The following is a 15564-nucleotide window of genomic DNA, read 5'->3' on the forward strand; positions in this document are numbered from 1 at the left end:
TCCTTTATGTGTCTTTTTTTTAAATAACGCTGGACATATTATACAAGAAAATAAATGAAAAACAAGCCCTTCCGGGCTTGTTTTATATGTATCGTTTTATGTCGAGCACATTATGCACAACAGGGAACGGCTTATGCTCATCCCAAGCATTCATTTCATTCCTCACCCCCACAAACGCACACCCAACCTCCTCTGCAGCTTTTACATCAGTATCGCTGTCTCCGATGAGAACCATCTCGTGAGCACTCACCCGTTCTCGCTCCAATATTTTTTCGAAATTTCCTTGCTTTGCGGCAAGGATGCCGCCGTCTTGAGTTATCGGCCGGCCATATACTTCTTTAAAATATTTTCTTATATCCAGCCGTTCAAGAATGCGTATAAGCGCGTCCTCGGGCGTTCCGGAATTAATGTATAACGAATACTGCCCCGATAAGTCTTTAATCGCCTCAAGCGCTCCGGCAACGCATCCCCGCTCAATAATTTTTGATTCTACCTTTTTGCTGTATGCGTCAGCATACCGCACTACAAGAGGTTCTATTCTATGTTCCGGAGTTTGCAACTCCTTCAAAATAGCGCGGAAGATAGTATATCGTGACTCTTGCTCTTGCAAGGAAGCAAACACCTTCTGTACTGCGGCATGCCCCTCGGTATATGTCTCCGGAAAAAAATCAAACCACGCGTCTTGCTTCAACTTTGGAGAATCAACGATAACGCCGTCAAAATCAAATACAATAACTTTTATCATGCTGCCATCCTATAATCCAAATGCGCTCTCGTCAAACAAAAAATACCAGCATACATGCTGGTATTTTATATTTAAGAAATGTGCTTCTCAGTAATCACGCTGTCTTCTTCAATATCTACTGACGCAGTTTTCCCAAGAACTTCTTTTATCTGATACGGCTTAAATCCGTACCCGGGGCTCTTACATGAGAGCATATCCGCAGTAATGACTGTTCCCGCTTTGATGCGTTTTTGAGAGACAATACTCTTTCCATGCTTGTTGCGGACCTGCTCTTCGTCAGAAAGAAAATTTTTACGCGGCGTTCCCCATGCCCGTTCTATCCTGCGAGTGCTATCTACCATCTCTTTAAACTCTTCCGGCTCAATGCTTACCGTGCCATGATCAGGGCCCGGCATCGATTTATCAAGAGTGATGTGGCGCTCAATGGTTTTTGCGCCCATAGCCACTGCGGCGATGCTTGGAAGAATGTCCCGCTCATGCCCGGAATATCCTATGGGCACCTGAGCGTACCGTTTTTTAAAAAACGGTATGGTGGAAAGATGCAACTTTTCGTCAGACGTCGGGTACGAAGTAACGCAATGCTTAATAACAAGCTGGTTATTGTGCCTCAGTATAGTCCCCACTGCGCGATCAAGTTCTTCTATGGTAACCATGCCTGAAGAAAGAAATACCGGCTTTCCTTTCCGGGCAACATATTCCAAAAGCGGAGTGTTGGTAACATCAAAAGAAGCAATTTTGTATGTCTCTACACCTATGTCTTCCAGAAAATCAACACTATGCGTATCAAACGGGGTTGCAAAAAATATAACCCCCAATGACTCTGCATATTCTTTTAGCCGGATGAATTCTTCCTTTGTTAACTCAAGCGCTTCGCGATATTCGCCGTATGTCTTGCCGTATACTTCGTCTTTTGTTTGCGGCTTTTCACGAAGCTCGCGCGCAAACACATCAACAATAGAGCGTTTTTGCAATTTTACAGCATTTGCTCCCGCCCAAACCGCTTTTTCTATTGTACGCTTTGCAACATAATAATCCCCGTTATGATTATTGCCAATCTCGGCAATAAAAAAAACGGGCGCGCCGTTTCCAACCTGCACATTGCCTATCGTAATCTGAGATCTAGCTTTTTCAAGGTACTGTTTCATAGCAGTCCTATAATAAAAAGCGCTGCCCCTTCAAGCAACGCAAATCATTAATAGACAATAAATACATTATTTTATCAAATGCTCAGAATGCTCTTTTGCAAGCCTGCCACATATCCTTTGCGATTCGCTTTTTACTCCAAAATACGAAACGAATCCATATCGGCACAAAGCCAATCTTTCTTTGCAGTGGAACAACCGGGGATGTTATCGGCCTCCACAAAAACATCCATACATAGATACTAAAAGAAAAGGGACGCGTATATACATGCCCGATCTGCTCATTGGCGTACCGGATACGCCCTACTGTTTTTTTGTATTGCTTCGTAAATACTTTGTCCGGCACCGCATAAAATGGCGTCGCCAAAGCAAGCTCTGCAAGCATGGGCCTATCCCAGCGTATGCATTCTGGCGTATTCCGCAAAAACGCGCGCTGAATAAATGCGGTGCGGAATAATCCATACAAATAGATATGAAGCGGCGCATCAAATGCCAATTTCTCATAAATTGCGTAAGGCGTTTGATGTGTTGTATGCAAATTGCCGGTAAGACGGACGCTATCCTTGAAGACGCCGTCATCATAAAAACGATCAAACGACCCCATTGCTACCTGATATTCGGGATGCGCCTCAAGCGCAGCAAGCAGCAGTTCTATAAAATTCTTTTCCCATACATCGTCATCAGACGCTAACATAAAATACGAACCGCGCGCCTCACGGATCACAAAAGAAATATTCGCGACTTGTCCCTTATTTTCTGTGTGACGGATATAACGAATGCGCGAGTCTCTGGCTGCGTATGCCGTACATATTGCATCAGTGCTGTCAGAAGAAGCATTATCGGAAATGATGATCTCTGTGCGCGCATGCGTTTGAGCAAGCAATGAGTCAAGCGCGCGGCACAATTCCTTTTCACCATTTTCCCGGGAAACACTATTATAAACAGGCAGTCCTATTGAAATGAGCGGTTCGTGGGTCATAGGATATTACTATAAAAATCAGCTGTCTTCCGGATGCCTTCACGTAATAATGTGCGTGGCTCCCATCCCGTATCTTTCTTTATGCGCGTGATATCGGCGCATATCGTGTTGTGAATAGGTCTCGGTATATAGTTGTACGAAAGAGCCACATGCGACACCATCGTACCAACCGCGCAAGCGCTGCCTGATCCTATATCATACGTCCCCGACGCCTGCTCTGATCCGACAAGGTCGCACATCGCATCAGCCGCGTCTTCTACGAAAACAAAATCATGGGAAGCATTCGGATTTTTAATATCCGGGATTATGCCATTTGATACTTGAGTGATCACTGACGGCAAAAGGGAGTCTTTCCGCTGCCCGGGTCCATACACATAAAATAGGCGCGCCCATATAAAACGAATATCGCTTTTCTGCGCGAGCAATTCTCCGTATTCCCGAACAGCTTGTTTCGCCCGCACAAATGATACGGGTGCTTCCGGGTCGTGCTCCCATCCGCTCCCCACGCCTACGATCGTCCTGCATCCGGAACTGCGTAAAACATCGAAAAGGGTGATGCTATAAGCAGCATTTTTATCGCTTGTTCTTTTGTCATACTGAGGGATGCCCTCCCATGCCATATGTATCGCCGCATCAGGAGCATAAGCATTCAAGGCGTCTTTCCATCGCAAACTATCCGCAAGATCTCCTTGTATGATGCGTTCTTTCGAACGCTCTTTTCTCCTTCCTGGAGAGCGCTCAAGAGATAATACATAATGACCACGCCTTAAAAGCAATTCGCGTACATACGAACCTATAAACCCAGTGCCTCCTGTTATAAAAATTCTCATGATAACGCGCTGGCAATAGATAAGAGGTCTTTTTGTCCGTTAAGCAAAAATGTTTTGCACCCCGCAGCGTTCCCCGCCTGCTCATCACGGATATCATCCCCAATAAAAATAGCTTTCGTAATATCAAAGAAATGGTCGTGTGCCGCTTGTAAAAGCATCCCCGGTTTTGGTTTTCTACATCCGCAATTATCTGTGTCATTATGAAAACACGCATATATGCCGCGCACGGAAATCCCTTCTTTGTCGCATACATCCCGCATACGAGCATGAATATCGTCTACGTCCTTTTCCGCCATATATCCGCGGGCAACACCGCGCTGATTTGTTGCGATAAAAATATCATATCCCTTCCGCGTGAGCATACGCATCGCGTCTAACGCATCTGGCAAAAATTCGAACTCACTCCACCGCTTTACATAATCCCCCTCTCGCGGTTTTTTATTTATAACTCCATCCCGGTCAAGTATGACACTTTTTTTAGGAGTAAAAAATTTTTCAGCAACTAATAACCGATCGTGATTAGTAATTGTATAATAATGATGCTCAGTACTATACGCAGCAACCTTGCCCTGCGCTACAAGCGGCGGCAGGATGTCCTCTTCAAATGAAATATTCCCCGAAGGCATACCCTCACACATATCACGCGTAAGGACAAAACAACCTATATCAATAGCGTGAGCACGTTTATCTTTCCGCATTTTATCGTATACATACACCAGACCGTCCGAACGGAGAGCCACGTTATTTTCATTCCCGTACTCGCCGGCGCCGTCGGTATTTGCGTACACCGACATAAGAACCGGCGCACCGATACGAACATATTCTGCGGATATGCGAGAAAGTATAAACGGCCAATAATTATCTCCGTACAATAAAAAAAATGTATCGTGCAAAGCATGGCGCGCATCATATATGCGTTTGCCTGTTTGGTCTTCAGGCGAACCGTTGCTGTATGCGATATGTACACCGAAACGCGTTCCATCCCCAAAATGAGACTTAATCTTCTCCCCCAAGTATCCAATGAGTAATACTATGTCTGTAATACCCTCATCCCGGAGACGCGTTATCAGATATTCAAGAAATGGACGCCCATACACGGGCGCCATTGGTTTTGGTACCGTGCGCGTAAGCGGCAAAAGCCGCTCTCCTTTGCCGCCCGCGAGTATAACCGCTTGTCGTATGGGAGTCTTCATATCCATTCAAGTTGGGCATTCACCCGTTTTGTATCAAGAAGATGTTTGATCTGAAGAAGGCGATTCGTGCGCCGTCCGCGAAAATCGTCTTCTGTAAATCCTATACGGCCAAAAAACGAGACGAGTTCCTCTGCCCCCTTCTGCATAGTCCACTGCGGCGCAAATCTGTCTCCAAATGCGTTATAAAATTTTTTAAATGAAATTTTATATGTGCGGGCATCGCTCCCATGTTCGCCTGTATAGGTGACTTTGCTTTTCGGCACTGCTTTCTGCACCGCTTCCGCAATTTCCCGGACCGTGTAGTTGCCGTGCGGATACCCCACATGAAATGCCTGTTTTTGCACAATATCCGCAGGAGCTTCGAGTGCCAGCATAAATGCCATTGCGGCATCCTGTACATGGAGTACCGGGCGCCAAGGAGTCCCATCGCTTTTTATCTCTATCACCCCCGCTGTATACGCAGATCCCGTTAAACTATTCAGCACAATGTCAGAGCGCAGATACGGACTTACGCCGAATACCGTAGACGGACGAAGCACCGTAACAATAAAATCATCCGACGCAAGAGCGCGGATTGCTTCTTCCGCTCTCCATTTTGTATCCGCATATGCTGTCAACGGATGCTTTGAGCTCTTATCTTCGTCAAGCTCTTCAACGCTTTCAGATATGCCATACATGCTTTGTGAAGACGAAAATACAAAACGCTTAACGCCCGCGTTTTTTGCACATACCGCAAGATGCGCCGTTCCTTTAAAATTAATGTCTTCTGTTAAAGACGGATTCAAGTCGCCCAACGGATCGTTTGAAAGGGCAGCAAGATGAATGACGGCATCCATATCCGCAAGGTCCTGAGCTGTAAGAGCGCGAATATCTTTGCGCAAAAAAACAATATCAAAAGGCGTGCCGTCAAGCCGGCATTCTTCGTAATATCCTATATCACACCCAGTCACCTCGTGCCCGCGCCCCTGTAGCAGAGGAACAAGCACAGAACCAATATAGCCGAGATGTCCGGTCACAAATACTCGCATGCAAATAAACTATAAAATAAATATCGCATTTGCGCTAATTGCACATCTATTGTAAAATATGTATGCTACTTTTATTGAATATGGACAAATCATCAATAGAAACATTTCTCGCCCATATGAATAACGGCATTACCAATGCGTCTTTTACGGACGCACATGGTAACGCATTTCCTTACGATAAAGCGCTTGGAGAAATAGCTGCTTTGTTCAAACATACAGCAGATACGGAGAAGAAACTGATATTTGTAGGAAATGGCGGGAGTGCCGCTATCGCAAGCCACATGGCGCAAGACTACACAAAAATAGGCGGTATCCGTGCCGTATGCTTCAATGACCCGTCTCTTATGAGCTGCTTTGGGAACGACTATTCATTTGAAGATATGTTTGCGAAGGCAATAGAGTTCTACGCCGACCAAGGCGACACTGTTATTGCTATTTCTTCTTCGGGGTCATCAAAAAACATTATTAACGCGGCAAAAACAGCAAAGGTTAATGGATGCGCTGTCGTAACTCTTTCCGGTTTTGATAAAAAAAATCCCCTCTTTGCATTGGGGACGCTCAATATTCATATTCCTACACAAACATACGGCACCACCGAAACTGCTCATGGTCTTTTTCTGCACGCAATCCTTGATCACCTTGCAGACAATCTCCCCCACAATTAATATCATTCGTCGTTATAGACAATAAGGCTCCCGGTGCGCTCAAATCGAAAATGCATCTCCCGCAATCCCGAAAGCGCCTTGCGCACATGTGCGTGATGTTCGGGTTCGCAATACAAAAGCAAAAATCCGCCCCCGCCGGAACCTAGAATCTTCCCCCCGCTTGCGCCCGCCGCACGAGCTTTTTCATAAAATGAGTCTATCATCGCATTTGATATCTGGCTTGCGAGATTGCGCTTGTGCATCCAATTTTCATGAAGCGCCTGCCCGAGCGTCATGCGACCGGACCGCAGGTCCTCTTGTGTTTCTTGGGCAAGACAAACCATCGCCTGCAACATAGACATATTTTGAGATGTGCGCTTTTTTTGTTCGTTAAGCACAACGCTTGATTTTGTATCGGTCCCCGTATGGAACAGAAGGAGATTGCTTTCAAGTATCGCATGTATGTCCGGGGATACAGGCACCGTCACTACATCAACGCGCTCATCTGGATAAAATTGCATATAATTAAGGCGTCCGAAAGCTGCTGCGTATTGATCTTGCTTCCCCGCAGGTCGCCCTAAAATATCAATTTCTACCCGGCACGCATCCTCTGCTAGCTTGCGAGGCGTTACCGGTATTTTCTTGAACGCCGCAAGCGCGTGCAACACTCCAACGGCTAAACTACTTGAAGCGCCGAGACCGGTTCCCACTCCGCGCAACGGCAAATCCGAAACTACGACCACCTCAATGCCGCCTGTAATGCCGTACAATGTGAGAGCCTCCCTGATGATGTCGTGCCGTACCTGGCTTACATGTGCCACTATCTCATTTTGAGAGTAACTAACGCGAACTTCATCGCCAAATTTTCTATTGACGATGACATAGACATATTTATCGATAGCGGTACTTACTACGCTCCCCGCTCTATGCGTATAAAACTCTTTGAAATCAGTTCCTCCCCCGACAAAACTTATCCGGAAGGGTGTTCGTGAAATAATCATACAAATTAGTAATGTTTGCGTGACCAGTCATAGGGTATCTCCCCGGAAAGCGGATCTATCCGCGTGTAGCGAATATCCGGATTATGCGGCTCAGAAGCAATGTTACACATAATAGAAAAAGGCGCGGCTATCCCTTTTGAAGCATTTGCGATACCGGGAGGAATATGGACGAGGCAATAATTATCATCACCGAAATATACTTCTTCAAATTGCCTATAGGTCGGTGAATCCGGGCGCATATCATGCAGCACAAGCTTTACCGCCCCATGGATGCAAATATAATTCAATATCAAAGACTCATGGACATGCCACCCATTAATGATATCTTTATATAATTTTTTAAAATACACTTCACCAAAATCATTCAATATCGTATCTTTCCGGACGCCATGCATAATAGCGCCCCGCTCGTCGGGGAATTTTTTTAAAGAAATTATACGCACTCCTTCTATCATGGTGTGTTTATTATATCCTATTTTATAAGCCGAGGCATGCCGGGCAACGGAACATAATACGATCCCCGATATCCGTATATTTTTTTTACATACTCCATTATTTCATCGGCAAAATTCCACCCCAAAAGAATGATGCAGGACGGATCTTCTGCCATAGCTTTTTCGGGCGAAGTAATCGGTATATGCGTTCCTGCGGTATATAGTCCTTGCTTTAATGGATTCGCATCCGCGATAACAGCAATTACCGTATCATCAATGTCACAAAAATTCAATAATGTAGAACTGCGAGCAGACGCGCCGTACCCCACTACACGCTCTCCTTTTTTCTTCATATCAAAAAGTGTTTCCCTTATGGCATCCCGATGGACACACGAGCGTTCACGAAACATCTCCCAAGCAGGATAATTATTTATTCCTTTTTCTGTTTCGCGGCTTCGATATACGCGCAACGCGTCAGTTTCAGCAACGCTCTTTTTTGCGGCATACACAACCAATGAGCCGCCGCTTATCGGACTTTCAAACACATCATATACAAACAAGCCGTTATCACGGAGTAGCCGCTCCATCGTGCGTAGCGTAAAGTAACACAAATGCTCATGATAAATAGAATCATAGTGCAATTCCTCAAGAATGGTGCCCGCATAATGGAATTCTATTGCGCATACAGCGTCTTCATTCATAATGGCCCGGACACCTCTCACAAAATCAACGGTATTCACCACATGCGGCAGAACATTCCGGGCAAACACAAAAGAAGCTGGGCCTTCTCTTTTTAGAAGTCCACGAACATATGTTTCACCGAAAAATTCCGCTTCCGTAGGAATGCCGTCCTTGTTTGCCTGCGCGACGATATTCTTGGCGGGATCAACCCCCAGGACTGCGTGACCGTTCCTCTGAAACGGCAAAAGAAATGTTCCGTCATTGCTTGCAATCTCCAACACATATCCGGTGTGTGTTCCTGGTACGCGCGATTTATATTCGCGATAAAATGTCTCCGCATGCTCGTGGGCACGTTTTGAGGTGCCCGTTACCCACACATATTCAGAAAATAATTCTTTTGGGTCCGCTGTGTAGCCAAGCTGAACAAGACTGCATGCCGTGCAATACACAAGAGCGAGCGGATACAGCACCTCCTCCTGATCTTTTGTCTTGCGAAGCGCGTTTGCATACGGCTGCTTCCCCAGATCAAAAAATTGCTTTAGTTCGGCTGAACCGCAAACCCTGCATGTGACATCGTTCATATTATCGCTTTTTTACTAATAATTCTATTTCACGAGCGGCAACCGTCCCCGCGGAATATTCCGTTCCACGCGGCCATATGAACTGGGAAATAAATCTTTTTCTCTGTCGGTCATACGAATTTTTATGCTCCATAATATCTTCAATGACGCACAATAATTCGTCCTCATTCTTTGCGATAGGAGTTGCTTGGTGCGATAAAAGATTACGAAAATGCAAAGATGCATTTTGGGTTTCTTCGTATTGTTGCGGCATAAATGTAATCACGGGCTTGCCAAGCGCCATTGCGTCAAGCATAGCGCTTGTATTCACGCCAACAATAGCATCCGCGAAAAAAACGCTGTCGGCAAACAAAGAAGCAGCGGCTTCTTTTTCCGGAAGTTGCGCGTCTTTCTGAAGCGTAACATTCGGCAAAGAAAGATGCTCGAATGGATGGATATTCGCTGGATGCGGGCGGATAATTATATGGGCATCCTGAAGCGCGCGTTTTTTTGATTGGCGAAGACGAGAAGCGATTTTTTTAATGACCCATGATTCGTCACGCGCAATGTTTTTTGATGAACCAAGATACAATATGACCGGGCACTTGTTATTAAAACCATACCGTTGACAAAATGCCGCGCGGGATTCGGATGGCTTCCGCCGTACAAGCCATTGGTCAAAGAGTGGCGAGCCTGTAATACGTATACGCTCCTTGGGAACGGCGTGATGCGTTATTGCCTCCCGCATATGTTCTTCGTTCCACGCCAAAAGAAGGTCGGGAATAACGTGAATAAGCCCGCGCACCGTCAAATTATCCCAGGACATTACTGGAAGAACCGTGGGAATACCAAGCGCCCGCGCGGCTTTTAAAAACTCCGTATCGGCGCTTGAATTTCTCATGTTGCCCGGAGCGCCAATAACAACATCCGGCTTATAGTCCCTCAAAAATGCCGATATGCCGGCATCCGGCGGCACAAAATGTTCAGGAATGCGCAACAATGCGCCCGCCACACGCGTTTTAAAAAACGTATTGAGCAAAGAATTTTTATTGCGTAAAAAATTCCTGATGTTTCTCGGTAACGCTTTTTCGATCCAATCTGTGCGCCAATGGTCTGCTTGCTCCGCGACCACAAGATATTTCCGATAACTTAGAAAGTCTCTCGCGGGAAATAAAATGCTCGTCCACCTGTCACTTCTGCTCGGAATGGTCGCGTAACTGCATAAAGGATTATTTTCCACATAGGCGGCCACAACATCAAACGATTCCGTTTTATTTTTTGCCGCATCAAAAAGAATATGCACGGCATGTCCCCGCGCGCATAACTCGTCTATAATACTCTTATAGTAATGAAACAAAAGCGCCCACCGAACAACAAAGAGGACTTTCATTGTTTTATTTTTCAGGATTGATAATGGCAAGACGCATCATAGCGAGCGTGGGATTGCGTAAACCAAATACCGACCGCGTTTCGTGATGAAACTCATCAATACTATAAATGACAACATTATCATCCGGACGGTACGGGAAAAATAACGGATTATTATGCGAAATGTCTCCATTTTTTTCACGTACGGCCAAAATATAATTAACGTTATAAAATACCGAATGCGCTTTCCCGGCACGATATATATGCTCAATATATTTTCGGATATCGGACTGCCGCATCTCGCTAAACGACCAAAAATTAAAACTAGCGTCAAAAAATGAATCAGGAAGCATACCTGCCTGCTCCGGGGTCAATAAATATACTGTACGCGTTGCATCAAAGTTTTTTATTTGGTGGGGGTAGACAATGTCCCAATCGGTGTATTTTATAAATTGGAAAGCGGCATGTCCCAACATTTCCGGGAGGTCGACAATAACATATCTCTCTATTGGGAATTCTTTTATACAAAACAACGCAAATCCTCCCGCGCCCGCGCCAATCTCAAGCACAGAACGCATGCCATGAGGAAAGAGCTGTTGTTGCTTGCGCTTAAGGACTTTCATGTACCAAAAGTATCGCGCCTGCGACATTGCCGACTCAACATCAAACGACGCAAGAAAATCCTTATACTCCGGATACAGTCCCCTTCTCCACAAAAAATAAAGGGCTCGTGCGTGTTCGTGATAACCTTCTCCCAGCAACGAAAATTGCAATCGCGCCAACTTCGCGAATACTTTTAATGAAGCGAATCTCGCGTAATCCAAAAAAGAAATCTTGCCTTTTCTAAAACCAAACGAGTGCTTTTCTCGTCCTTCCACCCTCCTTTCCGCCAGCCGGACCCAATCTTTCTTTGTGGCGTCTATTTTATATCCTTCAATCTGATTGCCCCAAAAATTTGAAATGTTTTGGGATTTCGCCGATATAAGGAGAAATTCTTTTAGTTGCTCAAATCTATTATCCATATCATTAACTCAACCCGCCATCCCATATATATTGTCGTTTGAATGGCTGTCCTTTTATTTTTTTTAGAAAACGATTCCAATAAACCCTACCGCACCGAAATATAGAAAATCTTTGCGCATACTCTTTTATCCGATAACGCACATAAAAAGAAAATGAACAATGTTCCCGTGCCGCCTCTAAGCGGTGTTGCGCGTGGCGTTTTGCGTGCTTCTGGGTGGTGCTTGCCTCATCAATGGTGTGCTCAAATAATCGTACGCGTAAAAATTTAACGACTCCGCCCCGCGCAATACTTTGCGCTATAAAAGCGATGTCTGCCGCCCAGCCAACAGGATGGAGCCCTATCTTTGCGAATGAACTCCGTCGTACAATAGTTCCTGACCCGCACGCCTTATGGCGAAACGGGTCTTCGGGACGAGAACCGTAACGCACCCCCGGAGGAACATAAAAAGGGATGGCGCGTCTCCCGTACCACGAAAACCCCCCGCACACCAATACATCAATGGCGGGGTTGCCGTCCATCACCGCTATTGCTTGCTCTAGGGCATTTTTGTTTATGACGCTATCTCCGGATAAAAGCAGTGTGTATTTCCCTTGAGCCAGCAAAACTCCTTTGTTCGTTGCGTGCGCCCCGCACACATCCTCCTCCGATAGAAAGATGTGTATGTCTTGGTGATGTTTTTTGATTACCTCCTTTGTATTGTCGTTGGACGCGCCGTCTATAACCAGTAATTCATCTGCGTCGGTTATGAATTCCTTGGCGCGCTGGATTGCATATTCAAGCTCAGATGCATTATTTTTCGTTATTAAAATGAACGACATCCGCTTGCGCGGGATGCTGTCAAATGTAAAAAATGTGTTCATTTCTTGCTGCGTGCCGATACGCATAATTCAGTATATATTTTATAATTTTGTCAAGCAAGATAAATAAAAACACACGAGGTCTCACCTCGTGTGTCAAATTGGTTATGCGGCATGATTTTTTTCATACCACTTTATTGTCTTTGCTATGCCTTCTTTCAGCGATATTGCGGGCTTCCAGCCGTATACGGATACGCGCGACGTATCAAGAATGCGCATCGCATCCCCTGTCGGTTTTTCGGTATCCCACACTATGGTGGGTTTCTCGGGCAGGCACGAAATAATAACCTCAACAAGCTCCCGTATTGAAACACCTACCCCGCTTCCGATATTTACCGGCTTGGTGATACCATGTTCCGCGACAAAAAGCATGCCGCGCGCAACATCATCCGCATAAATAAAATCACGGACAGCGGAACCATCGCCCCATACAACAAAGGGGCCTTCGCCCGACATCGCGCGCGCGATCAAAGACGGTATTACCATGGCTGATTCGGGGTCAAAGGTGTCATGCGGCCCGTATACATTCGCGGGGCGCACTATTGATATTGCGTTCCACCCGTATTCTTTCCCATAGGCTTCTGCCTGTAATTCCCCCATGCGCTTTGCCCAGCCCGCAAACTTGTCGTGTTCTGACGGAAATGTATGCCATACGCTATCTTCCTGCATTACTGCAGATGGTGCGTATACGCCCACCGTGCTCGTATACAGAAATCCGGACACGCCTTTAAGCCGCGCCGCTTCCATAAGATTCGTATTGAATTGAATATGCGATACAAACACGCGTGCGGGGTGCTCCTTCATAAACAACGGTGAGCCTTTTACGCAAAGAAGATTAAACACATAATCCATTTCTGCGCATACTTTCAGGCACGCTTCAAACGAACGAAGGTCCGTTTGAACGAATGCGGCATCAGAATGCGCGCGTGACGGATCATCAAGAGAAGCCACCGTAACATTCGCGCCTTTTTCTATCAGCATCCGCACAAGCGGTGTGCCGATAAGACCGGTACCGCCCGCAACTAATACGTTCTTGCCCGTAAAATCAAATTTCATCGTCCTCTCCCCGGGCTTCGAAATATCTTTCCCAGACGGTCCTTTTCATTATGATCGTCAAAAAGCGGGAATACGCGAGGTCTTCGTAATGCAATGCGTCTTCGCTGTGCATTCTTGCCCTCTACAAAGTCAACACCCGGCGGAAGATATGTGATAAGCATCAAGGGCCTGTCTCTGTCGGAAATATTCGGGTACGAGCCGTGAACGGTGTTTCCGTGCAATATAAAGATAGAGCCCCGTTTCAAGCATACGAGCGTTTCCTCGTAATGTTCGGGGATCTGTACTTTATTTCCGACTGCTGCGCGCTCACGGAATGTCGGAGTCGGCTCCGCTTCAAGAAGCGGCTCGACATGCGAACCCGGATATACATACAATGCCCCGTTCTCTTTGTCCTGGTCGGTTAACGCGATACCAACGGTAATGTACTGCCCCCAACGAGCGCGAGGATACGTATTATCCTGATGCGGATTCCATGGTTGTTCCTGAAAAGAAGTCCCTGCCTTTTTGAAATTAAAGTGCGTATGCGTTACTTCTACCGGGGCGTCTGACAGCGTATCAACAACCGAAAGAATGCGTGGATCCTCCACCACGCCCATAATCCATTCTTCATACCAATGAAGATTCATAAGCGGAGAAAAATTTTCATCCGCATACGATTCATATAGAGCGTTTATCGCATGGCATTCTCCTTTTGAGAACACCTGCTCTCTTGTGAGAAATCCTTTCTCTCGGTAAAAACGAAGCTCGTCAATAGAAACAACTGTCCCGTGCTTTCGTGTATCCGGCATATAACCTCCTGTACTGATGTTAAAGAACATCACCAGTGTAGAAGAAAACAAGGACTTGCGTCAATCAGCAAGAAAAGTCGACACTACGGGAAGTTCTTTTATATCTCCAAACGAAGCAACAATAGTGTCAGCCTCTAAAAGCGTTTCTTTGGGCAAAGTTGACGCAATAGCAATACAATACGCACCTGCTCTTTTTGCCGCCCGTATTCCGAACGGGGCGTTTTCTACGACAATGCATTCATGAGGAGCAACACCGATAGCGCCCGCTCCTGCAAGATACGGGTCCGGCTCCGGCTTCCCGCGCTCATACATATCGCTTGTGATTATTGCTTTAAATTGCGACAAAAAATCATTAGGCACCGACGACTCCAGTCGTTTCATCAGTCCCGCCGTTACAATACCCGTAGGAATTTGCTTTGTGGCGCAAAGCTTTATAAAATCCTCAACATGCGGATACAATAAGAACGAATGGTCATCCATATAGTAGCGCTCCTTTGCGTGCATGATGTCTTCCGCGCGCGTTTCAGGAATGCCGTTTTTGTCGCAAAAAAATACAGCTACATCAATTGGCCGCATGCCCTCCAGAGGAAAATATTCTTCTCCGGTTATCTGCCCACCCGCGTCACCGAATGCCTTTTGCCATGCACGCAAATTGTCTTCCATAGTGCGCGCAAGCACCCCGTCAAAATCAAAAAGGATTCCTTTGTATGGCGCACTGTTATTCATTAAAAAATGCGAGAGTTGCCTTCATCCACGGACCCAAATGCTTGTAATGCGCGGATGTCACTATCTTATCATCAACCACGGCGGGCTCATCAATATATGTAGCCCCGGCGTTTTCAATGTCATCCTTGATGCTATAGTATCCTGATATTTTTTTGCCTTTTACTATTTTCGCGGATATCAACAACTGCGCCGCGTGACAAATGCTTGCGATCACTTTCCCACGCCCATGAAATTCCGCAATAAAATCAATTACCTCTTTATCTTGACGCAAATACTCCATGCATTTTGCTCCTCCAGGCAATACTAAGAGGTCATAATCATCTGGATTGATACCTGCAATGTCGCGTGTAGGGACAATCTTTGTGCCTAATATCCCCTGTACTGTTTCATTGCCGCGGATGGCCACATCAACATTGAACCCCGCCTCCTGCAAACGATAATACGGATAGATGAATTCGTGGTCCTGAACATTCTTTCCTGTAATAATAAGAGCTTTTTTCATATCGCG

The 15564-nt window shown here is 45.9% G+C and carries 17 protein-coding genes; 1 reads left to right on the forward strand and 16 read right to left on the reverse strand.

What is annotated here, in order from left to right; all coding sequences use genetic code 11:
- Positions 1-82: 82 nt before the first annotated feature.
- The 6 genes from COU47_00715 to COU47_00740 all read right to left on the reverse strand — a co-directional run bounded on the left by COU47_00715 (position 83) and on the right by COU47_00740 (position 5917).
- Positions 83-745, reverse strand: coding sequence for a hypothetical protein (locus COU47_00715; protein ID PIR69939.1), 663 nt, complete (start codon positions 743-745; stop codon positions 83-85).
- A gap of 71 nt (positions 746-816) precedes the next feature.
- Positions 817-1890: a hypothetical protein gene (locus COU47_00720; protein ID PIR69940.1), complete on the reverse strand. Its 1074-nt coding sequence runs from the start codon at positions 1888-1890 to the stop codon at positions 817-819.
- A gap of 82 nt (positions 1891-1972) precedes the next feature.
- Entirely contained in the window at positions 1973-2866 is an 894-nt protein-coding gene (locus COU47_00725) for a hypothetical protein (protein ID PIR69941.1), read from the reverse strand.
- Positions 2863-3696 carry a hypothetical protein gene (locus tag COU47_00730; protein PIR69942.1) on the reverse strand — a complete coding sequence of 278 codons (834 nt, stop codon included), beginning with the start codon at positions 3694-3696 and terminating at the stop codon, positions 2863-2865. Before COU47_00730 ends, COU47_00725 begins: the two co-directional genes overlap by 4 nt.
- Positions 3693-4895 (reverse strand): histidinol phosphate phosphatase, encoded by a 1203-nt coding sequence (locus COU47_00735; protein ID PIR69943.1) that lies wholly within the window; start codon positions 4893-4895, stop codon positions 3693-3695. Before COU47_00735 ends, COU47_00730 begins: the two co-directional genes overlap by 4 nt.
- The gene (locus COU47_00740; GenBank protein ID PIR69944.1) at positions 4886-5917 is read right to left on the reverse strand and encodes an NAD-dependent epimerase/dehydratase; all 1032 of its coding nucleotides are present in this window, start codon (positions 5915-5917) and stop codon (positions 4886-4888) included. The genes COU47_00735 and COU47_00740 overlap by 10 nt, the downstream gene beginning before the upstream one ends.
- A gap of 62 nt (positions 5918-5979) precedes the next feature.
- Between COU47_00740 and COU47_00745 the strand changes: the two genes are divergently transcribed.
- On the forward strand, positions 5980-6582 hold the full coding sequence (locus tag COU47_00745) for a phosphoheptose isomerase (protein ID PIR69945.1): 603 nt from the start codon (positions 5980-5982) through the stop codon (positions 6580-6582).
- 2 nt (positions 6583-6584) lie between these two features.
- On the opposite strand, the gene COU47_00750 is transcribed toward COU47_00745, so the two are convergent.
- From COU47_00750 to COU47_00795, 10 genes are all read right to left on the reverse strand, one after another.
- Positions 6585-7562, reverse strand: coding sequence for a GHMP kinase (locus COU47_00750; GenBank protein PIR69946.1), 978 nt, complete (start codon positions 7560-7562; stop codon positions 6585-6587).
- 5 nt (positions 7563-7567) lie between these two features.
- Complete coding sequence (locus COU47_00755) at positions 7568-8017, reverse strand: dTDP-4-dehydrorhamnose 3,5-epimerase (protein ID PIR69947.1); 450 nt, start codon at positions 8015-8017, stop codon at positions 7568-7570.
- Between the two features lie 17 nt (positions 8018-8034).
- Positions 8035-9258 (reverse strand): hypothetical protein, encoded by a 1224-nt coding sequence (locus COU47_00760; GenBank protein ID PIR69948.1) that lies wholly within the window; start codon positions 9256-9258, stop codon positions 8035-8037.
- 1 nt (position 9259) lies between these two features.
- Positions 9260-10627 carry a hypothetical protein gene (locus COU47_00765; GenBank protein ID PIR69949.1) on the reverse strand — a complete coding sequence of 456 codons (1368 nt, stop codon included), beginning with the start codon at positions 10625-10627 and terminating at the stop codon, positions 9260-9262.
- 4 nt (positions 10628-10631) lie between these two features.
- The gene (locus COU47_00770) at positions 10632-11627 is read right to left on the reverse strand and encodes a hypothetical protein (protein ID PIR69950.1); all 996 of its coding nucleotides are present in this window, start codon (positions 11625-11627) and stop codon (positions 10632-10634) included.
- A 4-nt stretch (positions 11628-11631) separates the two neighbouring features.
- Positions 11632-12513: a hypothetical protein gene (locus COU47_00775; GenBank protein PIR69951.1), complete on the reverse strand. Its 882-nt coding sequence runs from the start codon at positions 12511-12513 to the stop codon at positions 11632-11634.
- A 78-nt stretch (positions 12514-12591) separates the two neighbouring features.
- Positions 12592-13542, reverse strand: a complete 951-nt coding sequence (locus COU47_00780; GenBank protein PIR69952.1) for a hypothetical protein — start codon at positions 13540-13542, stop codon at positions 12592-12594.
- Entirely contained in the window at positions 13539-14360 is an 822-nt protein-coding gene (locus tag COU47_00785) for a hypothetical protein (protein PIR69953.1), read from the reverse strand. Before COU47_00785 ends, COU47_00780 begins: the two co-directional genes overlap by 4 nt.
- 30 nt (positions 14361-14390) lie before the next feature.
- Positions 14391-15056 (reverse strand): hypothetical protein, encoded by a 666-nt coding sequence (locus tag COU47_00790; protein ID PIR69954.1) that lies wholly within the window; start codon positions 15054-15056, stop codon positions 14391-14393.
- Positions 15049-15558 carry a type 1 glutamine amidotransferase gene (locus COU47_00795; GenBank protein PIR69955.1) on the reverse strand — a complete coding sequence of 170 codons (510 nt, stop codon included), beginning with the start codon at positions 15556-15558 and terminating at the stop codon, positions 15049-15051. Before COU47_00795 ends, COU47_00790 begins: the two co-directional genes overlap by 8 nt.
- Positions 15559-15564 lie beyond the last annotated feature (6 nt).

It is taken from the genome of Candidatus Niyogibacteria bacterium CG10_big_fil_rev_8_21_14_0_10_46_36 (genome assembly GCA_002772995.1).
In the GTDB taxonomy this organism is placed as follows: domain Bacteria; phylum Patescibacteriota; class Minisyncoccia; order 1-14-0-10-42-19; family 1-14-0-10-42-19; genus 1-14-0-10-46-36.